At 50.0% G+C, this 21,177-nt stretch carries 16 protein-coding genes and 1 pseudogene; 10 read left to right on the forward strand and 7 right to left on the reverse strand.

What is annotated here, in order from left to right; genetic code table 11:
* The first annotated feature begins 39 nt into the window (after positions 1 to 39).
* The 5 genes from B9D94_RS05495 (at position 40) to B9D94_RS05510 (ending at position 6,409) form a co-directional block, all read left to right on the forward strand.
* Positions 40 to 3,216, forward strand: a complete 3,177-nt coding sequence (locus B9D94_RS05495) for an ATP-binding protein (protein WP_172963908.1) — start codon at positions 40 to 42, stop codon at positions 3,214 to 3,216.
* Positions 3,217 to 3,320: 104 nt separating this feature from the next.
* Positions 3,321 to 4,244, forward strand: coding sequence for an AEC family transporter (locus tag B9D94_RS05500; protein WP_036639751.1), 924 nt, complete (start codon positions 3,321 to 3,323; stop codon positions 4,242 to 4,244).
* 141 nt (positions 4,245 to 4,385) lie between these two features.
* Positions 4,386 to 4,553, forward strand: coding sequence for a hypothetical protein (locus B9D94_RS30885; protein WP_006212284.1), 168 nt, complete (start codon positions 4,386 to 4,388; stop codon positions 4,551 to 4,553).
* Between the two features lie 336 nt (positions 4,554 to 4,889).
* Entirely contained in the window at positions 4,890 to 5,336 is a 447-nt protein-coding gene (locus B9D94_RS05505; RefSeq protein WP_036639749.1) for an Rrf2 family transcriptional regulator, read from the forward strand.
* A 218-nt stretch (positions 5,337 to 5,554) separates the two neighbouring features.
* Positions 5,555 to 6,409: a VOC family protein gene (locus B9D94_RS05510; protein ID WP_006212282.1), complete on the forward strand. Its 855-nt coding sequence runs from the start codon at positions 5,555 to 5,557 to the stop codon at positions 6,407 to 6,409.
* 28 nt (positions 6,410 to 6,437) lie between these two features.
* Here B9D94_RS05510 and B9D94_RS05515 read toward each other — a convergent pair whose 3' ends face one another.
* A complete protein-coding gene (locus tag B9D94_RS05515; protein WP_076151558.1) occupies positions 6,438 to 6,626 on the reverse strand; it encodes a hypothetical protein in 189 nt (62 codons plus the stop codon).
* Between the two features lie 49 nt (positions 6,627 to 6,675).
* Positions 6,676 to 7,191, reverse strand: coding sequence for a hypothetical protein (locus B9D94_RS05520; RefSeq protein ID WP_006212280.1), 516 nt, complete (start codon positions 7,189 to 7,191; stop codon positions 6,676 to 6,678).
* Between the two features lie 186 nt (positions 7,192 to 7,377).
* Between B9D94_RS05520 and B9D94_RS05525 the strand changes: the two genes are divergently transcribed.
* Positions 7,378 to 7,986: a winged helix-turn-helix domain-containing protein gene (locus B9D94_RS05525; protein WP_172963909.1), complete on the forward strand. Its 609-nt coding sequence runs from the start codon at positions 7,378 to 7,380 to the stop codon at positions 7,984 to 7,986.
* 27 nt (positions 7,987 to 8,013) lie between these two features.
* A complete protein-coding gene (locus B9D94_RS05530; RefSeq protein ID WP_063480447.1) occupies positions 8,014 to 8,820 on the forward strand; it encodes an MBL fold metallo-hydrolase in 807 nt (268 codons plus the stop codon).
* Between the two features lie 102 nt (positions 8,821 to 8,922).
* Here B9D94_RS05530 and B9D94_RS05535 read toward each other — a convergent pair whose 3' ends face one another.
* Together B9D94_RS05535 and B9D94_RS05540 are read right to left on the reverse strand one after the other, a co-directional pair.
* Positions 8,923 to 11,499, reverse strand: coding sequence for a rhamnogalacturonan lyase (locus B9D94_RS05535; RefSeq protein WP_148246585.1), 2,577 nt, complete (start codon positions 11,497 to 11,499; stop codon positions 8,923 to 8,925).
* Between the two features lie 265 nt (positions 11,500 to 11,764).
* Positions 11,765 to 13,795: pseudogene (locus tag B9D94_RS05540) on the reverse strand (serine hydrolase).
* A gap of 259 nt (positions 13,796 to 14,054) precedes the next feature.
* Here B9D94_RS05540 and B9D94_RS05545 point away from each other — a divergent pair.
* Positions 14,055 to 14,639, forward strand: coding sequence for a sensor domain-containing protein (locus B9D94_RS05545; protein WP_063480445.1), 585 nt, complete (start codon positions 14,055 to 14,057; stop codon positions 14,637 to 14,639).
* Positions 14,640 to 14,713: 74 nt separating this feature from the next.
* A complete protein-coding gene (locus B9D94_RS05550) occupies positions 14,714 to 16,531 on the forward strand; it encodes a helix-turn-helix transcriptional regulator (RefSeq protein ID WP_172964033.1) in 1,818 nt (605 codons plus the stop codon).
* Positions 16,532 to 16,562: 31 nt separating this feature from the next.
* Here B9D94_RS05550 and speD read toward each other — a convergent pair whose 3' ends face one another.
* The 3 genes from speD to B9D94_RS05565 all read right to left on the reverse strand — a co-directional run bounded on the left by speD (position 16,563) and on the right by B9D94_RS05565 (position 19,057).
* Complete coding sequence (speD, locus tag B9D94_RS05555; RefSeq protein WP_006212274.1) at positions 16,563 to 17,378, reverse strand: adenosylmethionine decarboxylase; 816 nt, start codon at positions 17,376 to 17,378, stop codon at positions 16,563 to 16,565.
* Positions 17,379 to 17,609: 231 nt separating this feature from the next.
* On the reverse strand, positions 17,610 to 17,972 hold the full coding sequence (locus tag B9D94_RS05560; protein WP_006212273.1) for a VOC family protein: 363 nt from the start codon (positions 17,970 to 17,972) through the stop codon (positions 17,610 to 17,612).
* Positions 17,973 to 18,271: 299 nt separating this feature from the next.
* Positions 18,272 to 19,057 carry an AraC family transcriptional regulator gene (locus B9D94_RS05565; protein WP_076151554.1) on the reverse strand — a complete coding sequence of 262 codons (786 nt, stop codon included), beginning with the start codon at positions 19,055 to 19,057 and terminating at the stop codon, positions 18,272 to 18,274.
* A gap of 195 nt (positions 19,058 to 19,252) precedes the next feature.
* Between B9D94_RS05565 and recQ the strand changes: the two genes are divergently transcribed.
* Positions 19,253 to 21,133: a DNA helicase RecQ gene (gene recQ, locus B9D94_RS05570; protein ID WP_148246587.1), complete on the forward strand. Its 1,881-nt coding sequence runs from the start codon at positions 19,253 to 19,255 to the stop codon at positions 21,131 to 21,133.
* Positions 21,134 to 21,177 lie beyond the last annotated feature (44 nt).

Below are 21,177 nucleotides of genomic sequence, written 5' to 3' on the forward strand. Positions count from 1 at the left end.
ATGTAGGGTTCATTATTATAAGGTAAAGGACTGTTATGGTTGTCGACCCATTCCAACACTGAATCCAAACCGATCTCCGGCAGAAGATTGCTGGGGATTACTTTATTATTTATCGTGATATTACTCTTCATACGATTCGTATGGTTTAAGTTCATCATGGTACCCGAACAAGTCTCGTTCCAGCAGCAGGGGGTGTTAGATCTGCGGGGGTGGCAGGCGGATGACCGAAATATGGTTGCTCTTAATGGGGAATGGATCTTTTATCCGAATCAATGGAGGGGCCCTGAACGGCTGCATCATCAAGGAGCACAGACGGCCTCCGATTCATGCTGCCTGCAGGTTCCCGGCCCTTGGAAGAGTTTGAACGAGAACGGAAGCGAGATCGGATACGGAACCTATCGTCTCAAGGTGCTCGTACCGAAACAGAGCGCAATTTATGGCATCTGGATCACGGATATCCGTACGGCCTATCGTTTGTACGTCAATGGCGATTTAGTGCACGAATTAGGCCATCCGTCTGATACGCCAGACACTCATGTCGCCAGGAATGTGCCTCATGTCGCAATCTTTCCACCGGGCATTGGAAATGAGCTGGATATCACCCTGGAAGTGAGCAATTATCAATATCCGGATTCCGGCGGAATCCGGCTGCCCATCAAATTTGGAACGGCTGAAGCGGTCATGAAGGGGAAAGCATTCTCGGAAAACATGCAGCTGCTGGTGTGCATCGTGTTACTGCTTCATGTCTTGTATGTGTTTATTTTGTATCTGATCGGCTATCGGAGCAAAGGCCTATACTATTTTGCCGGTCTCATTCTTGTCACTCTCCTTGCCACGCTGGTTGACGATGATAAGCTGCTTCTTGCCTGGCTTCCTGTCATTAATTTTGAATGGACGGTGAAGCTCAGGGTTATCAGTTATGTGGCGATTTCTCTATGCTTGATTCTGTGCACCAAGCATCTGCTTCAGCCCAGAATCAAGGAGGTCTTTTATCGGGTCTACGTGATTCTGGCAGTTTCCTATGCAGTGGTTTATTTGATTCTGCCGTTTCATCTTATGGTGTATCTCACTAAATTTTTGTCCGTGGTATTAATAGGTGCCGTGTTGTTTCTGCCCTCAATGGCCAGAAAGGCGGTCAATGAGCGGACGGAGGCCGCGATATTCATATTGCTGTCGGCCGTTGCCGTGTCCTGCAATATTATGCTAAGCGGAATTCTTAGATTTTGGTATTTCAAAGAGCTTCCGTATTATCCGGTTGATCTGATCATCGCATTTCTCGGTTTCGCCTCCTTCTGGTTCATCCGCTTTACGAGAAACGCTGTCGTTCTGAAGGAACAGGCTGAGCGGCTGAAGCGTGCAGACAAGATGAAGGATGAATTTCTCGCGAATACGTCTCATGAACTGCGGAACCCGCTGCACGGCATGATTAATATCGCACAAACGCTGCTGGATCGGGATAAGAAACAAGAAGCACCAGCGAAAGAGGATCAAAGACAGCTTGAGCTGATAACCGGAATTGGCCGGCGGATGTCGCTGCTGCTGGATGATTTGCTGGATGTTTCATTGCTGAAGGACAACCGAATGCGGCTTAACATTCAGCCTGTTCATCTTCAGGGTGCAGCCCAGGGTGTGCTGGATATGCTCCGGCCGATGGCGGAAGGCAGACCCATCGAGTTGGTATGTAAGATCGCAGATGACTTTCCTAAGGTACGCGCTGACGAAAGCCGTTTGGTCCAGATTTTGTTTAATTTGATCCATAATGCGTTGAAGTACACCGAGCATGGCCGAATTGAGCTAGCTGCGGATGCGGATCAGGCAACCGCTCGCGTCCATGTTCGTGATACGGGGATCGGCATGGAGAAAGAGACGCTGGGACGTATATTCCACCCTTATGAGCAGGGTGATTCCCGTTTGACTGCTGCAAGAGGCGGCTTGGGGCTTGGGCTGAGCATCTGTAAACAGCTGGTCGAGCTGCATGGAGGGAATCTTTCCGTGTCATCTGTTCCCGGACAGGGAACTTACTTTACGTTCACCTTGAAACTGGACGAGATTACGGCACAGGAGAAGCTGCAGACTCAGGAGTTGATCGCAGCGGCCGCTTCATCCTCAACCCCATTACAAGAGACGGGGGCCGCATTTGATAAGATGGATGTGTCCGATAAGGAAAGGACCGAAGCGGTGGAGGTTAAGCCGTATTCGGATCAAGACGTCTTCAGATTGCTCGTCGTAGATGATGATCCGGTTAACCTGAAGGTTATCCGTGGATTGCTCTCTGGCGAAGGGTATTGGATTACTGTCGTGACCCAGGCAGAGGAGGCCCTCCGATTACTGGAGCAGGCCGAGTGGGATCTGATCATTTCGGATGTGATGATGCCCCAGATGTCAGGATATGAGCTGTCCAGACGTATTCGGCAGAGATATATGCTCGCCGAGCTTCCGATCCTGCTGCTGACCGCCCGAAGCCAGCCCGAGGATATCCATATGGGGTTCATGTCCGGAGCCAACGATTATCTGATTAAGCCGGTGGATCATCTGGAACTAAAAACGAGGGTACGCGCACTGCTGGAACTGAAGCGGTCCATTCAGGAACGGCTGCATATGGAAGCGGCCTGGCTCCAGGCACAAATCCAGCCGCATTTTCTGCACAATACATTAAATTCGATCGCTTCATTAGGCGAGCTCGACCCTTCCCGGATGATTATGCTGATTGAGGAATTCAGCCATTATCTGAGAACAAGCTATGATGTCAGCAACTTGCAGCGACTTATACCGCTGGAGCAGGAACTGGGCCTGGTTCGTTCATATCTGTATATTGAGGGTGAACGGTATGGTAACCGGCTCCGCGTCCATTGGAATATTGCGGACGAAATTCCTGTTCAGGAATTGGAGCTGCCTCCATTGGCCATGCAGACGATTGTGGAGAATGCAGTTGTTCATGGAATACTGGTACGGGCTGAGGGGGGAACCGTGAGCATCAGCATTGCAAGTGAAGCGGAAATCTTGAAGATTATTATCGCGGATGATGGTGTCGGGATGGATGAGAAGCACCTCAGCCGCATGCTGGAGCAAGATCAGCGAAACCACAAACACCTCAAGGGAGTCGGCATGATCAACACAGACCGCCGCTTGAAGCAAATATACGGGCAAGGCTTGGAGATCAACAGCTCGCGGGGCAATGGAACCGTCGTTTCCTTTGTGATCAGGAGGCTTACATAATGAATACCTATTAGACCTATAGTCTTTGAATCTTGGACGAATGCTTTAGGGATGGGGTAGGATGTAGAGAACGTGATATTTTAATTTGTTTAAGGGTGAACTCCATGATCTCTTCTTTCTTAGCTACGATTTATAGCGTATTCCTGCCCATATCTCTGCCTGTCATCGGTGGAGCGCTGCTCAAACGCTTTAAGGGAATCGAAACCAAGGCGCTCTCGGCCTTGTCTTTGTATGTGTTAAGCCCGGCCCTCATCTTCGAGACGCTGGAGAAGGCTTCTATAACCTCGAACGAGGTCACGGTCACGGTTGCGTTTTGTCTTCTGAACGTGATGGTCCTGTGGGCACTCAGTGCCTTCGCCGGGAAAATGCTGGGTCTGTCCCAAACGGAAAAATCCGGGCTTGCCTTGACCACCATCTTCACCAACAGCGTGAATTATGGACTTCCGCTCGTGCTGCTGGCTTTCGGGCAGGCAGGGCTGGATAAAGCCTCCGTCTATGTCATTGTACAAATTATCATTATGAATACATTAGGCGTGTATCTGGCAGCAAGATCACATTTTTCGGCAGCCAAAGCGATCCGATCGGTATTCACGCTTCCCTCGGTCTACGCAGCGGCGCTCGCCGTGCTCTTCCGCGTGACGGATTTCCAGCTCCCGCAAGGGTTGGAAACCGGCGTATCCATGCTGTCCGCAGCTTATGCGCCACTGGCCCTTGTGATTCTGGGCGCTCAGATGGTAGGCGTACGGGAAGCTGGAACGTCTTTATCCGTCACAAGGCGCGGATTCTGGTCGGGGATGGCGATGCGAATGCTGATCGGCCCGTTAGTGGCTTGGGGCTTGCTCGCGATACTATCCATTAAGGGAACATTATTCTCGGTTATTCTGATTCTGTCCGCCATGCCTGCGGCGGTAAACGCCGTGATCCTTGCGGAAGAGTATGACGCCGCACCGAAGCTTGTATCCAGGTGCATCCTGTGGACCACACTGGCTTCCTTCATCGTGCTGCCTGCCATGATTGGCTTTCTTTAAATAACAAGGCCTGCTAAGGTACTATCAATTACTCCAGTCTCCCTTGCAGAATGGTTCAATCTCTTGACGAGTGTGTAAAGAGTAGTAAGCTTCAAGAGATTACCATCATCTGCACTACAGAATCGGATGGAGGTGGAGACTATGAGCAGGCAGCGCCAGGACCATGACGTGGAGATTGAGACTCGGAACATCGAGGAGCGCAGCGACTCCAGCAGGGTGGCTTCTACTTTAATCAAGTACGTTGCATATCTGATCATCTTTTTTGGTTTCTTGTATTTCCTTATCAAATACGTATTCCCGATGTTCTAAATCCAGCGGATCCTAAACGTGAAAAGCCTCTCTCAGCCATATGGGACTGACCCATAGCGTGAAAGAGGCTTTTTTTCATGAAGGGATGAGCTTTATTTCGCAGGCGGGATCATCAGATTCTCCAGTGTGGTCTTTTCATCAGACCAGTTGGCGAGCAGCTCCTGAATATATCGGATATCCGAATCGTTAAAATTACATAGGAGGGACCGTGTTCCTTGGATTGATATAGCGCACTTCGTGCTCTTGGCGGGGCTTGATCGTTGACTTTGCGGTGTAATGTAACTATGATGGTTACATGCTAGTTATTTGAAGATTGGGACCGTCAGGAGGGATCACATGAATATAAGCAGCCGATTTGCAGTGGCTATCCATATTCTTTCCGTGCTGGAGATGAATAAGGCTGGGATCAGCACCTCAGATTATATTGCAGAGAGTGTGAATACGAATCCGGTGGTCATACGGCGTATTGTCGGCATGCTGAGTAAAGCGGGCCTTGTTGAGGTTAAACCTGGAGTTGCAGGCGCGAAGCTGGCGAAGCATCCAGCCGAGATTACGCTTCTGGATATTTATCATGCTGTTCACGTCGTGCAGGAGGATTCCCTGTTCAGCATTCACGAGAATTCGGACGCGAAATGTCCTGTGGGCAAACATATACAAACGGCCATTGTACCGGTCTTCTCTGCCGCTCAGAAGGCGATGGAGAATACGCTGCATGAGGTGAGTTTGGAAGAGATCATCAGGAATATCTACGCTTCAGCTAATGGAACATTAAACGAAAATTAGTGATGATCAACGCTCTGTCCTAGTGTGGGAAGGGCGTTTTCTTTTTGTTAGCGGTAGTAGTGCAAATAGTTGAAATGTTAATTACTGTATTTGACAAAAGTCACGTCCTGTAACTATAATGATTACAAGTTAGATGTAACTGATTTGATTACAAGTTGTCCTTATAGAACAGATGAATATATTTTCTGGAATACAAACAACATTTAAGGAGTGAGAACATGACAGCCATACTACATCCATCCACAAATCTCGGACCGGTTTCTCTGCGCATCAGCAATCTGGCACAATCCGTACGCTTTTATACGGAGGTCGTTGGTTTGAAAATGCTTCGCCAACACGGCAGAGTGGCCGAGCTGACGGCGGACGGCAAGCAGCCGCTGCTGATTGTAGAGGAGGTTCAGGATCTGGTCAGACCCCAGACCCGAACGGCGGGTCTATACCATTTTGCAATTCTCGTTCCGGACCGGGAATCATTGGGGCTCGCACTTGCGAATTTAATTGCTCATAATATTCCGGTTGGTCAAGGCGACCATCTGGTCAGCGAAGCATTGTATATTAATGATCCCGATGGAAATGGCATCGAGATTTATGCCGACCGCCCGCAGGATACCTGGAAGCGGGATGCCAAGGGTGAATACGTGATGACCACCGATCCTGTCGATGTGGAGGGTCTGCTCGCTTTATCCAAGGATAAGGAATGGTATGGACTTCCGGAAGGCACCGTGATCGGGCATGTGCATTTCCATGTGTCCAGCCTGCAGGATGCACGGGCGTTTTATTGCGACGTGCTGGGTTTTGAGGTGACGGCCCATTACGGAGATGCTGCGCTGTTTATATCTGCTGGTGGATATCATCACCATATCGGACTGAATGTATGGGCTGGACGCGGTATTCCGAACACCCCGCGGAGCGCTGCGGGAATCGAGGATTATAGCATTGTGCTTCCAAGCCATGAGGAGCTTGAGGCCGTCACCGGGCGTATCCGTGAGGCCGGCTTGCAGCTGGAGCAGCGGGATGGCGTCTGGGCAGTCCAGGATCCATCGGATATCTGGATCCGATTGGTGGTTGCATAAGAATATAGCAGAAGAGCCCGACCTCTATTTAATGATAGGGTGGGCTCTTTCTTTTTATGAGATAGCTGCCTATGGAGTAACTCAGCATGATGATACCGGCAAGTCCTAGTATAAAATGTGCAATTAGAAAGGTATCGTCTTTCACCAAGCGGATCAACCAATTTATGCCGAAAATCATCGTTAATCCGATCCCAGCAGACAGAATGAACCGTTTCACTAGAACTCACTCCTCTCTAATTCTTGTACACTATAGAGCCCCTTGCTAGTTACATCCGGTTTAATTCCCCCAGCGTACGAAGCATAAACTCGATCATGTTCTGGATATCCCCCATCTGTTCTTCGTTAATTTTGCGGGGAAAGCGAAGCTCAATGGTGTTGTGTAATTGAGGCGAATCGTTGCCGTAGGTGTAACTTATCGTTTGCACCGGACGAAGTTCGGGCTTCCATATCTCCTCCACGATCTGCGAAATGACCGGACATTCCCTGGAAACATCTGCGATATGTTTATAGAAGCGGAGCTTCAGCTCACAGCCAGGCTGTCCCTCCGAAATTTCCAAAATCTCAGTGGCAAGATCACGCAGTCCCGTCTCCAGAATAATCTCAGCCGAAGTCATGGGCTGCTGAACTAACTCGAATCGAAGGCTGAAGCTTCTGGACATAACGGCCATATCCAGCAGGTCTGCCCTGCCGATTACATGAATAACTTCATCCAGATTGTCAAGGTCATAGACGACATTCTCAATGCCAACCTTTAAATTATCAAATATATTGGGGTCAAACATAAGGCACATCCTTCGAAAATCATAATGACATAAATACGATGAGGCTACTATATCACAATTCGGTCATAGAAGGGGAACATGCCGACTATAGGATAACAGGATTGACTGTGGATAATTGACATGTTAGGATGATACACGACCAACAGTAAAATTAATTTTACCGGTAAAGTATAGAGAGGTGTTAAATTGGAAATTACGGGTGTCTATAAAATTAAAACCCATGAGCAGCTGAAGGCGATTGCTGATCCGCTCCGCACGAAAATACTGATGAAACTCGTAAAGGATGCCCATACGGGACAGCAATTGGCAGAGATGCTGGATATAACGCGAAACAATATTTATTTTCACTTGAAAGAGCTGGAGAAACACGGGGTTATTCAGATCGTCCGCAAGGAAGAGAAGAACGGGATCGTTCAGAAATATTATCGCGCTGTCGCGAGCCGTTTTATTCCGGAAGATTACTTGCTCCCCAGCCTCGATTTGGTGGAAACCTCGCGGCAGGTCTTTATGGAGACGCTGGATATTACCCGGACGAAGATTGAGCATGCACCGGCAGCTTCTTTTGCCTTGAGCAGCGCGAATGAGCATCACCGGAAAAATCTGGCCTCGACCTATCGTTTCCATGCTACACAGGAGAGCTTTCATGCTTTTATAGAGGAGTTCAAATTGCTTATGGACAAGCACTTCAGGATGGAGCCGACCCCAGCAGGTGGGACATCTCTGACCGCAGAAGAGAAAAGTTATTATATGTCTTTGATTGCATTTCAGGATAATCGTAAGGACATAAACGGCTAAATAAAGCTGAATGAGGGGGACATACATATGGAGCATAAACCATATCAAGTCGTGATCGATGATGTCTGGTTTACCGTATCCAAGCTTGACGACACTACGTTTGCGATCAGTGAATACGGTCATTGGGAGAAGGTGCACTCGTTTTTGTTAATTGGCGACGAGCGGGCGGCATTGATTGATACGGGACTCGGCATCGACAACATGAAGCGGATGACGGATCAGCTGACGGATTTACCCATCATGGTACTGACCACGCATGTTCACGCGGACCATATCGGCAGTCACGGGCAATATGAAGATATTTATGTGCATGAGGCTGAGGAGGACTGGCTTGTCAGTGGTATTAAGAAGCTCTCTGTTGAACAGATTCGCAAGGATATATCACGCGATATCACAAGACCCGTACCGGCCTCCTTTGATCCCGCAGCGTACACGCCTTACCAAGGGCAGCCGACCGGTCTCCTCCGGGATGGAGATATCATCGAGCTTGGCGGGCGAAATCTAGTCATCTACCACACACCGGGTCATTCTCCCGGTCATATCGCATTGTTTGATCCGAGCCGGGGATATTTGTTCACGGGAGATTTGCTGTATGACGAGACACCGGTCTACGCATTTTACCCTACGACAAGCCCGGAGGATCTGGTGAACTCGCTGGAGCGGATAGCGGATATCGACGGGGTGAAGCGGATTTACGGAGCCCATAATACGATCGGGCTGGACCCGGTCCTGCTGGACGAGGTTCGAGCAGCGGTGCAAGCACTGCGGAAGCAGGATCTGGTCCGATTTGGGACGGGAATTCACCGGTTTGACGGATTTTCGGTTCAATTCTAATACACGGTTTATAGGTTAAAGCCGTTAAAGCCGCCTGCACTGCCAATATAGAAATTGGAGTGGGGCGGCTTTATTAGGGAGTGATACTACTGAGGGATCATGCTACTTCCACAAGCCCATGAGGGCATGGGCTTGGTAAGACAGATTCAACCGTGCTTTATTCGATATCGTTCCCGGTTTCTTCATCTCCTCAAGCTGAGCAATAAATGTATTCATGAATTTGAGCGCTTGCCCCCTGGAGCCTTTGCTCATGTGAAACTTCGCCTGCTTCAGGGAATGGGTAAGCCGGGAGTGCAGCGGATTTGTCAGTTCGCCCGAGAGGGCATATTCGCTCACCCGATTTTCCAGCAAATCCAGCATGCCCGGTGATTGATAGTAAGGAACGGGAACAGCTGAAAAGTCCGTATCGGATGCAAAATAAAAGCTGGTGTAAGAAGGCTGGTTATACGTTGTATTCTGCCGGGCAACCTCTACCCGGTACTGCGGATCATGCATTAACGTATAGAGTTTTCGGTCGGTGACCTCGGTACTCAGATAGATCCGAAGTGCGGAGCTGTCCGTAGTGCGCACCACCAGCTCTTCTCTCCAGTCTCCGAAGATATCGGCAACGAGCGCCGGATTTCCCTTCGTACCGTTATTGGTGCGTGTGCCTTCTGCGGTGAGCAGTGTTCCATGGCGCCAGCGCTCAATGGAAGGCGTCAGATCTGAATTTCCGTTAATGATCTGGGTTGTCATGTCGGCGGACCATTTGATGTTCATGTTTGTGCCCGGCATGGCGGTGGAAAGCTGCTTCCCGTCTGCAGTCCACGTCCCGACAGCCCAGGTTTCAAGTCCCCGCTGATCGGGATCGATATCCCCAATCATGCCGCGGCCGGTGTCTTTTCCGGTATAACCACCGTACAGCAGCTCGCCTGTTGCAGCGTCACGGAGGGAATAACCGTAAGGGGCATAAGTGCCGCCTTCATGAACCATGAAGATTTCGAGACCCGGTCGATCCGGATCGATATCGGTCACATGCATCGCATCCCCGTGCCCAAGGCGAGCCACCGTACCGGGATCTGCGCTCTGGGGCGGAAGCACGTCCATGGAGCTGTACAGCAGCGTGCCGTCATGGTCAATCGTTGCGGAGCCGTATACGATTTCCTGTTTGCCGTCTCCATCGACGTCGGCCGCACTCAGAGAGTGTGCCCCTTGCGTTGTCAACGTACCGAAGACGGCATCGGTTCCGTCCCGGCCATGCGGGCTGTCGTTGAACGGATTGGTCATGGGCGTCCAGCCGCTGTCCACGTACCAATGCTCCTTTAAATGCTTCCCGTCCCATTGATAAGAGACCAGCGTGGATCGGGTGTAATATCCCCTAGCGAATACGGCATAGGGCTGTACTCCATCAAGATAAGCGACAGCAGCAAGGAAGCGGTCCACGCGATTCCCTGGCTCAATTCGGGCCATCGCATAATCGCCCCACATCAGACCGTCGTCATGTCTGCCGGGTTTGTAACGGATGGTTTCCAGCTCTTTGCCGGTTGCGCCTTCGAATACACTGAGATATTCCGGACCCTCCACGATAAACCCTTCGAAGGCCCGGAGATTATTGCGGGCGCTTCGCTGCGGAGCATAACGATCCATGAAATCATCGACCAGACTTTCGGCATCAGTGCGGGAGAGCGGATAGCTGTATTGTTTCTCCATCCCGAAGCTTTCTTCCAGTGTAGCCGGCCAATGGCCGCTTGCGACCTCTTCATGCTGATGCCAATTCATGAACAAACTCACCATATGCTCGTAATAGCCGTCTTTACTCAGCCGGTAATCGTCCTGATTGGAGTAACCAGCCTTCACATCCTCGGGCAGCAGCGTAATGTATCTCTGGGAGGTCATGTTGCCCGCAGGGTCATAGCGCAGAATTTTAGTGCCGGGTGCTGTCTTGAGCATCATTTCCGCTTTGCCGTCACCGTCAAAGTCGTAGACCATGAACTGCGTATAGTGTGCGCCTGAACGAATGTTTACACCGAGGTCGATCCGATACAGCAGGGTACCCTCCAGTGTGTAACAGTCAATGTAAGTGTTGCCGGTGTATCCTATCTGGGAAACGTCTTTGGAGTTGGAGGGGTCCCATTTGACAAAAAACTCATATTGCCCGTCGCCGTCGACATCCCCGATGCTGGCGTCATTCGCGGAATACGTATACGGCTCTCCGGCAGGCGTCATGCCAGCCGCCGGTTTCTGGAGCTTCAAGTCGTAGTAAGGGGAGGACCAGGGGGCAGAGTCTGCACTTTGATCCACTTCCTTGCCGTCGATAACGGCGGATACGTAATAGGTCGATGAACTTGTACCTGATGGGTCCAGATAGTTGGTGCTGTTCTCCACAACGGCAATTTTGGCGCCGTCCCGGTATACATGGAAGATCGGACCGGTCAGTCCTTTGCTGCTATAGCCGGTCACTTCATCAGCAAGCAAACGCCAGCTCAGGAAGATACCTTCCGATGTGGGGGCCGATACGATCCCCCTGTCCAAATATTCCAGCTGGATGCGGCTGGCTTTCGCATTTGCTTCCTGAGGACTGCCCTCCAGGTCATGTGATTCCGCCGCAAACAATGGGCTGCTACCGCCAATCATAAGTGGAATGATAAGGGCTGCTGCCAGCAGCTTGCGGTAAAAGCCGATGATTATTCCTTTCTTCATGTTCAGCCACCTTTCCATGGTTGGTGTGGATGCTGATATACAGCCATCCGTATGCGCTTTCATTTACGGGGTGTGGAAATCCTCCTTCCCTTATGGAATGGCAAGTTATTGGAAAATCACTTTCATTGTATGGAACATTGGGGATTGGCAACATACAAAAAACAGGCCATTTGATTTAAAAAACAGAGTTTATTTCCTTGTTGGATATAAAGGGGAATATCAATAAGTCCTGCAGCGAGGGGTGCAGAACTTATTGATCCATGATTTATTTCAAGGCTATCGGGAGGGCGTAGTAGTTAAAAGCCTTGTCCAGCAGCGCACAGGCTTCTTGACGAAGGAGCAGCTGCTTGGAACGAAAGTGGACCGAGCCGTCTTGTTGGACGCGGGTGTCCGGGTCCACGACACCATTTCCGACAAGCGCTTGAACGGCTTCTACCGCCCAGGCATCTGTCGAACCGGATAAGGTAACCTTGGTATCCACGTTCAGCTGTCTTAGATTCTGGATCATGACAGCGGCAACTTGCCTTGTAATAGGCTTCGAGCGATGATAACCGGGAATGCCTTGGATCATTTGCTGTTGATTGGCTTTGGCCGCGACCGGGAATATATTCCAGCCATGGGCCGGGATCAGCAGGTCTGCGAATTGTCCCTGCGTCATCGTTCCTTTGGGATCAAAGCGATTTCCCCCTATGCCCTGAATTAAGCCCAAAGTCTGCAAATGATCGATGTGGGTTCTAAACTTGCTGTTTGACGGCACATCTGCAAAAGGAGGTTTAGACTCCATTTTTTGAGATTCCGCTACGACACCCAGACCGACTGGGCTGGTGTAGTAAAAATATTGGATCTGTCCGGCTGCTCCTTTTTTGAAGCTGACTTTGTTTCCCAGCTCATCCTGGAACAGCAGGGCATTGATTTTCTGAAGCGTATGTTTACCCGTTGTGGAATCTTGCATGGTAAGATGGCCGTTCTCGTAAGCGAATTGAGTCCGAATGCTGAAAGCCCGGGTGTTTTGATAAATTCCGGTATATGGCTTGGCTTCCTCTTTGCTTAATTCTACGAATGCAGGCTACGGACTTGCTTCCGTTTCCGGGAAGTAGTGATCCATGAACGCCTCGTAGATCTCCAAGCTCATGTTGGTGTCGTTATTATAGGACATGTAAAAGCCCGTATTATGCTCCGGAATCAATACCATTAAGGAGGAATGTCCCGGTATATTGCCGCCTTTCAGGACGACATGGTGTCCATTCATTAGTTCTTTGTAGTAGCCTTCGAAGCCAACGGTGGCGATGGGGATCGAGGCTTCTGCGAAGGTTTGGTAAGTGTGCATCTGCTTCAAGCTTTGCGGGCTTACCAGCTGTTTATCGCCAGCTCTGCCATTTTGCAGCTGCATCAGAAGATATTGCGCCATGTCTTCCCCCGTGGATAAGATGCTTCCCTGAGGTCCATCAGTTGGAGCGTGACCAGACAGCGGCTGGAACTCTCCGGCCGGGCTGTAGTGGGAGGCCAGCCGCGCAAGCAGCTCCGGTGTGAATCGCACACTTGTGGATTTCATTCCCAAAGGCTCGAAAATATTCTTCTTCATATATTGGTCATAACGCATGCCGCTCATATTCTCCACTGCGTAACCGGCGAGCAGAAAGGCAATGTTGTCGTATGTATAAGCTTCTCCTGGCGGACGGACCACGGTAGGCATATGCTTCTCCAAAAATTCTCTGGTCGGAATGTCCTGCTTCACGTATTCCGGTGAGACGTAGGTGGTAATGTCAGGCTTATCCACGCCGCTGGTGTACGTCAGCAAGTCGAACATGGTGATCGGCTTCCCTGTCTTGTTCGGAATCTTCAATCCGGCCAAATATTCTTCTATGTTATGGTCCAATTGGATTTTGCCCTGATCCACGAGCTGCATCGCTGCCAAGGCCGTGAACGTCTTGCTAATGGAAGCAATCTGAAATACGGTCTGAGAATCTACGGGAATTTGCTTCTTTTTATCGGCATACCCATAACCCTTGCTGACAAGCACTTTGCCATCTTTGACAACCACAAAATTGGATCCGGCGACATTGAATTTTTTCATTTTGTCGGCAAACAGCGGATCAGCGAATGTTAACAACTCCTGTACATCCTCAGGTCCGTTACGGACCGGGGCGGATAATACCGCCGGAGAGGTAATCGTATTCGTTGTCGTATTCGAGGCTACGGTTATAAGAGGTCCATTCCCCAATAGTGCAACCGCTGCAAGAGCTCCGGTCGTTACAAATAAACATGCCTTTTTCAGTTTCGGGTTGTTCCATTTCATTGATATCATACTCCTTCAGTTATGAGATTGGATAAGGCTGGTCCGATGGCTCCTTGATCCTGCATTTCATCATCTTGGGGCTTGGACGGCTTGATCTCCCACAGTATGGCAAACGGGTTGTCATATCGGCCAGTAACAAGCTGTCATCTCTTTGATGCAGCAGTGTCATATGACAATTTGACACTGTCCGATATGACAATGGGTGAAGTAGGATACAGGAAATCGAGGTCGCCAAGACCTGAAGGGAGCTCTGATAAGTATGAAGAAATGGCTGAGGGAATATCTGTTGAACTTTTGTTTTTTGATGTTGACTTTCGGAACCGGGGTATTTTATTTTTGCTATTATCTCGTGGGCCTGGTGTTTGGCTTGAGTATGTGTTTTACCATCGTGGGAATACCGATCCTTACGTATCTTCTGCGAACGACCCGGACCTTCATGAATTATGACCGGATCCAGACAAAGTTCTATACGGATATTACGATTGAGCCTGTTATGAAGAGGAAGGCGCACTCTGGGTCTTCCTGGACTCAGGCCAAGGAAGAGCTTGCGAACGTACGAAATTGGAAAGCGGTGTCGATGTTAATGCTGAAGTTTATCGTTGGCATCATTAGTTTATTCTGTGGCGTTATATTTTGTATTGTCCCTGTCTTGTGGATATTGGCACCATGGACCAGTTCGGTTGTGGATGTGAATTTAGGGAACCTTCGCATTGATACGTTGCCGAAATCCCTGCTTGTGATGGTGGCTGGCATTCTTTTTGCTTACGTCGGGTCGTGGGCAGCTAAGGGGGCAGCCAGACTGACAGGCCGCTACACGCAATGGATGTTCTCCGTTTGGCAGTAGACACATGCTGGGCGCCATGTCATATTAGTGAGGTATCGTGAGAGGAAATACAAGGAGTGGTAGCTTTGTTTGACATCGTGAAGCAATGGAAGTGGTACGAATGGGCGATGCTCCTGCTCCGCATGGTGGCCTGCATCTCTCTGATCTTAACGTTCATTGAGCTTCGAGATCAGTTTACTCTGGCGTTATGGGTTGTCGTCTTGTGGGAATTGGCGGCTTTCTCGGTACCATGGCTGTGCCTGCTGTTGAATCATAAAGCATATTGGGTTACGGAAACCGTCATTTCGGGCGGTATCTCTATATATTTGACCTCCATTTTTCCGGCAGCCTATCTGTCATTTATTGTACCGGCTTTTCTGATGGCTGCGAATAGCTCGGGCATTGCGTATCGATGGACGGGGCCAGTTACTATAGTGCTGATACCGCTGCTGATCAAGCTGTATGCGCCATCAACGAATTTGATCCTGATGATGGTTCATGTCGCGCTTGCGTTTGCATTTGGATTTGCTTTTCATCTGTTAATGGTCAATCATCGCCAGAATGAAATCATTCGAACGCAAAATACGGTGTTGGAGCAGTATTTGTCTCAGGTTGAGCGGGTCACGCTGCTCGAAGAGCGCGAACGCTTGTCCAAGGAGCTGCATGATACGATGGGTCATACGTATACCGCTGTCATTATGGGGCTGGAAAGCCTTCGCTCTACGGCAGCTGATGCAGCTGCACAGCATAAGCTGTCTGATCTGCTGGAATTGACGCGGACAAGTCTGGATGAGATCAGAGGGTATTTGCATGAGATGGATTCTCCACAGGAGCAGCTTCCGTTGGTACAGTCACTCCAACAGGCAGCAGAGGAGTTTGGGCGGAACGCCGGGGTTAAGGTAGGGCTCAGAGTACTTGGGGATGAGTATCAGATATCACGGCAGGCGAAAATGACCTTCTACCGCTGTTTGCAAGAATCTTTGACCAACAGCGTGCGGCACGGCCATGCTACGAGGATGGATGTTCTGCTTCAATTTGAGCTGCAGCAGACCCGGCTTGAGATACAAGATAACGGCAGAGGAACTGCCCGAATCCAGGAAGGCTTCGGCTTAAGCGCCATGAAAGAAAGAGCCAGCCGCCTTCAAGGGCAGGTATCGATCCACTCGGATTCCGAAGAAGGCACGGTTGTGACCTGCAGCCTGCCCAGGGCGCTGAAGCCGGCAGACGATGTCATAAAGCTAATGCTGGTGGATAATGAACCCTTTGTCAGGGATAGTCTCGGAATGATTCTGGAATCGGAGAGGGATTTCGAGGTGGTTGGGCGTGCAGAACATGGTCTGGATGCCGTGAACATGTGCGAGGAACTCCAACCTCACCTCATTCTGATGGATCTGGAAATGCCCGTGATGGATGGCATTACAGCGACTCAGAGTATCAAACAGCGCTGGCCCTTCATCAAGGTGGTCATCCTGACCACGTTTGAGCAGAAGGACAAGGCCGTCCAGGCTATGCGAAGCGGGGCTGACGGTTATTTACTGAAGACGATGGAGCCCCGTGAACTTGCCGAACATATCCGAATCGTGATTCGAGGCGGAACGCTGATGGATCCTTCCATTTCCGCGAAGCTGTTCGAAGGGGACGCGAGTGATTTTCTTGAGGAGAAGACGGCCATTGCTCCCCTGGATACTAGTGCTCCGGAGTCATCTCCGCTCAGGGTTTTATATGATCTGACGCCGAGGGAGATGGAGATTCTGCAGCATCTCTCCAAAGGCATGCGGTACAAATCGATTGCGATGAAATTGTATCTGTCTGTTGGCACCGTAAGGAATTACGCTTCAGCCCTGTATGCCAAAATGGGCGTCCGTAACCGGGAAGAAGCCATAGAAGCGGCAAACAAGGCCGGGCTCATATGAGAGCCCAGCCTTGTTTAATATATCCGAATCGTCAATAACTGCGGTCCATGTTCTTACCGTAATAGATCTCATCCATCTCCAGCTTGATACGCTCTGTTATCTCCTGCTGCTCGCCTTCTGCCAGCTTGTCCTTGGTGTAACCGAACAGATAGTTGTCCAGGTCAAACTGCTTCAGCTTGCACTTGGTGTGGAAGATGTTTTCCTTGTAAACATTGACGTCAATCATATCGAACAAATCCTTGGCTTCGTCGGGAATGTAGTTCTGAATGGAACTGATTTCATGGTCGATGAACAGCTTGTGACCGTGAATATCCCGGGTAAATCCACGGATTCTATAGTCTATTGTCATAATATCCGTATCAAACGAGTGGATCAGGTAGTTCAGGGCTTTGAGCGGCGAGATTTCCCCGCAGGTTGACACATCGATATCTGCACGGAAGGTGCTGATGCCTTCGTCCGGATGGAATTCCGGATACGTGTGGACGGTGATATGGCTCTTGTCGAGCTGCAGCACAACGTTGCCTGGCAGTGGTCCCGGCGACTCGTCATAGGATTCCTCCGAAACCTCAACGACAGGCCCTTCGGATACGAGCACCGTAACGCTGGCTCCTTGAGGGATATAGTCCTGCTTAGCAATATTCAGCACATGGGCTCCGATAATTTCGGCCACGTGGCTTAATATGTTGGTAAGCCGATCCGCATTGTACTGCTCGTCAATATACTCAAGATAGGCTTCCCGTTCTTCCCGGGTCTTGGTGTAGCAGACATCGTACATATTAAAACTGAGCGATTTCGTCAGGTTGTTGAACCCATGCAGGGTGACACGTTGTTCCGGTGTAATATCCATATGAATTTCCCCTTGTGTAGTTAGTGTATCAGTTCGAGTACCTATTATTTCCGAAACCGGTAATTCCTAATCTATCGATGCTTCTGACTCCAGAGGTTTGCAACAATATGTTCTTACCCGTATCAGGTTAAACCTTAACAGAGGGTTCTAAGGAAAGCACAGAGTCAAGCATTCGCTGCATAAAAAAAGGATACCCTGCTACACGCAGCGTATCCTTTGGGTTTCGTACGTTTACTCCGTAAACTCAAGCAGTTCTATTACGTTGCCAAACGGGTCCCGAATCGCACTGTACAGACCGGGAGGGCAAGGCTGCGGCGTATCAAAGATCACCTCAACGCCCTGCGATTTGTACTTCGATATGGCAGCGCTCACATCAGCAGTTTCGATTCCGATAATCACCTGCGCCTCATGCGGGTAATCCGTTTTTGTAATGCGGTCGCATTTCTGCAGAACAAGAGAGAGGCCCTCGTTTTCCAAACTGATGATCTCTTCACTGTATGCCTTGGAAATTTGAAATCCCAGAATGTCGCAATAAAATTGCTTGGCTTGATCCATGTTACTTACATTAATCGACAGAACGCATAGATTGGGCATAGTTATTCACTCCTCTAGTTTAATTGGTTTACTCGCAGCATAGAATGCCATCTCCTGATTCGAAGCTCGATTTCAGGCTGGCTAACATGTCTTCCCAGGCATTCACATCCCATTCTCTGGCTTGCAGCCATTCTTGCGAATCCTTCCAGCCTGTATGCTCCAAGGTAACTCGGGTGCCGCTTCGATCCGGGTTTCTTGAATTATGGTCATGTCTTTTGCCTCCATCATCTAACGATCAAGCGTTCAGATTGCTTATTCTATAAATTCAGTATAGAGGGACAGGCTATTCCAAAATTCTTCTACTTTGCGCTGTTGCCCCGATCCTTCTCGAACAATAGCAGAGGCAGGTTGACCACGATCGGAGGGTCATAGGGCAGCGGCTCCCGCAGGGTAATCTTGACCGACAGATCGGTAGTCTCGTCAATATGAACGGGATTATCGAGCTTGCCGCGCAAGGAGTTGTTCAGCAGATAGTAATCCCGAGGATTCAGGCTCCAGGGGATGCCAGCAGCCAGCACATAGTACGTGCCGGCTGGAATGTGGGTCAATATACAGGACCGGTTTCTAAGATTGACAGCTGTACCGCTTATAGGCTTCTGGTCGGGAACGGGCCTCGGGAACACCCCGACATAGATCATGCCGCGGAAATTCTCCGGAGCTTCAATCTGGCAATGGATCCGGGGTAAGTCATTGAGTTCTTCCTCAGCCCAACTTAACGGTTTGTTCTCATACTGATTCACATACTGATGCAGGGATTCGGATGTGGACCGGAATCGCTTCGGGGACAGACCGACAAACTGCTTAAAACGGGTATTGAAGGTGCCCGGACTGGATAAACCGATAGTCATCCCGATTTTAACGAGCAGGGAGGGTCTCTTGAGGAGTTCAGTTTTGCCGGATTCGACTCTTAGCGCAGACAGGTATTGCCTGACCGAGATGCCGGTTACGCGTTTGAATACTCTGGAGAAGTGGAAGGGGCTGTATCCTACGAGATCGGCGAGCTGCTGTGTTGTCATAGGCTCATCGAGATGCTCCTTCATATATTGAATGACTTGCTGTACGGCTCCGGTATGTTCATCATTCACTAGGGATCACCAACTTTGGGTGTTTATATTTTTGACTATGAACGTAAGGCATTTTGTTTCCATGATTATCAAGTTCTCGTTATCAAATGCAATTTCCTTCTTGGATTCGGTTGCCCATTCACGGAAAGGCCGTTAAACTTAAAGGATGAGCGTTTCCAAAACGGAAAACCAAGGTGAAATAAGGAGTTTTTATCCATGAATGTGGAAACAAATGATAGAGAATCAACCAACATGAATACAGCGCGGGATTATCTGCAGAAATATTACGGTTATCCTGATTTTCGGGATGGTCAGAAGAAAATTGTTGCCAGTCTTCTGGAAGGCCAGGACACGCTGGGAATCATGCCGACCGGTGGAGGCAAATCCATCTGTTATCAGATTCCGGCACTGCTGTATCCCGGTCTGACGTTGGTAGTATCCCCCTTGATCTCTTTAATGAAGGATCAGGTGGATGCACTCACGACGGCGGGCGTTGCGGCTGCTTATATCAACAGCACGCTCAGCGGCAAAGAAGTGAACGAGCGCATACGCGCAGCGAAACGGGGAGACCTGAAGCTGTTGTATGTTGCCCCGGAGCGGCTTGAGCTGGATTGGTTCCGGGAGGAGATGGCAGGACTCGATATTTCGATTGTTGCCGTCGATGAAGCTCACTGCGTATCCCAGTGGGGTCATGACTTCCGGACAAGTTATCTCTCGGTGGCGCCTTTCGTTAAAGGATTGCCTAAGCGGCCGATTGTAGCCGCATTTACGGCAACGGCGACACCTGAGGTTATGGAGGACATGCAGCGTCTGCTTCGTCTGGAGCAGCCGCAAGTATTCGTAACGGGACTTGGGCGGGATAATCTGGAGATGTCGGTTCTGCGCGGTGAGAACAAGCGCGAGTTTGTGCTCGACTACGCGGCTTCGCATACCCACCAGCCGGGCATTATCTATGCTGCAACCCGCAAAGAGGTGGATGATCTGTCTCAGAGGCTGCAGGCTCAAGGGCTTCTTGCCGGCCGATATCATGCCGGAATGAGTGATTCGGAGCGAGCAGACAGCCAGGAGGCCTTCCTGTATGACGACATCCGGGTCATTGTGGCAACGAATGCATTTGGGATGGGGATCGATAAATCCAATGTTCGGTATGTCATTCATTACAATATGCCGAAAAACATGGAGTCCTACGTTCAGGAGGCTGGCCGTGCAGGGCGGGACGGCGAGCCGAGCCAGTGCATACTGCTGTTCAGCGCCCAGGACATCATGACGCAGAAATTCTTAATTGAACAGAATCCGCAGGAAGGCGAGCGCAAACAGAATGATTACCGGAAGCTGCAGCAGATGATTGATTACTGTTACACGACCCGCTGTCTGCGAAGCGCGATGCTGGATTATTTCGGGGAAGAGCATGAGGACAAGCCTTGCGGCACGTGCAGCTCCTGCACCGATGACCGTGAGCTTGTGGACATCACGGTGGATGCGCAGAAAATCTTCTCCTGCATTCACCGGATGCGTGAACGTTTTGGTGTGTCCATGATCGCCTCCGTGCTGAAGGGATCACGCGCCAAAAAGGTGCTGGAATACGGTTTTGACCGGCTTCCGACCTATGGTGTGATGTCCAATCGGACGGAGAAGGAGATTTCCGAGACCATCAATGTGCTGATTTCGGAAGGGTTTCTGGCGTTGACCGAAGGCCAGTATCCTGTCGTGAAACTTCAAAGCGAGGCGGCAGACGTGTTAAAAGGGCAGCGCGAAGTCATGCAGCGCGTTCCGCGACCTTCAAAAGCAGCAGGCAGCCAGCGAAGCAGCGGCCGTCGCCTTTACTCGCCGTCCGCTGTGAATGAAACGGTATTCGAACAGCTTCGCCTGATTCGGCGTGAGCTGGCAAGCAAAGAGCATGTGCCTTCTTACATCATTTTTAATGATGCAACGCTGCGTGAGATGAGTGTGGCCTGCCCGCAGAGTGAGGATGAGATGCTGAATGTCAAAGGGGTCGGAGAAGTGAAATTCCGCAAATATGGCCGCCCGTTCCTGGATTTTTTCCTGAACGGACCGGGCGCATCGCCTGACAGTGACAACCTGTACGACTATGAATAACGAGCTGCCGCAGGTCAGAAGCACGGAATATATTATTTAGAAGG

Origin of the sequence: Paenibacillus sp. Cedars (assembly GCF_003184205.1) — a bacterium.
Lineage (GTDB): Bacteria > Bacillota > Bacilli > Paenibacillales > Paenibacillaceae > Paenibacillus_AQ > Paenibacillus_AQ glucanolyticus.

What these genes read in the sequence shown, in the direction of transcription:
- B9D94_RS05500 (WP_036639751.1), top strand. Translation starts at nt 3,321, where the DNA reads ATGATCTCTTCTTTCTTAGCTACGATTTATAGCGTATTCCTGCCCATA.
- B9D94_RS30885 (WP_006212284.1), top strand. Translation starts at nt 4,386, where the DNA reads ATGAGCAGGCAGCGCCAGGACCATGACGTGGAGATTGAGACTCGGAAC.
- B9D94_RS05505 (WP_036639749.1), top strand. Translation starts at nt 4,890, where the DNA reads ATGAATATAAGCAGCCGATTTGCAGTGGCTATCCATATTCTTTCCGTG.
- B9D94_RS05510 (WP_006212282.1), top strand. Translation starts at nt 5,555, where the DNA reads ATGACAGCCATACTACATCCATCCACAAATCTCGGACCGGTTTCTCTG.
- B9D94_RS05520 (WP_006212280.1), bottom strand. Translation starts at nt 7,191, where the DNA reads ATGTTTGACCCCAATATATTTGATAATTTAAAGGTTGGCATTGAGAAT.
- B9D94_RS05530 (WP_063480447.1), top strand. Translation starts at nt 8,014, where the DNA reads ATGGAGCATAAACCATATCAAGTCGTGATCGATGATGTCTGGTTTACC.
- B9D94_RS05535 (WP_148246585.1), bottom strand. Translation starts at nt 11,499, where the DNA reads ATGAAGAAAGGAATAATCATCGGCTTTTACCGCAAGCTGCTGGCAGCA.
- B9D94_RS05545 (WP_063480445.1), top strand. Translation starts at nt 14,055, where the DNA reads ATGAAGAAATGGCTGAGGGAATATCTGTTGAACTTTTGTTTTTTGATG.
- speD (WP_006212274.1), bottom strand. Translation starts at nt 17,378, where the DNA reads ATGGATATTACACCGGAACAACGTGTCACCCTGCATGGGTTCAACAAC.
- B9D94_RS05560 (WP_006212273.1), bottom strand. Translation starts at nt 17,972, where the DNA reads ATGCCCAATCTATGCGTTCTGTCGATTAATGTAAGTAACATGGATCAA.
- recQ (WP_148246587.1), top strand. Translation starts at nt 19,253, where the DNA reads ATGAATGTGGAAACAAATGATAGAGAATCAACCAACATGAATACAGCG.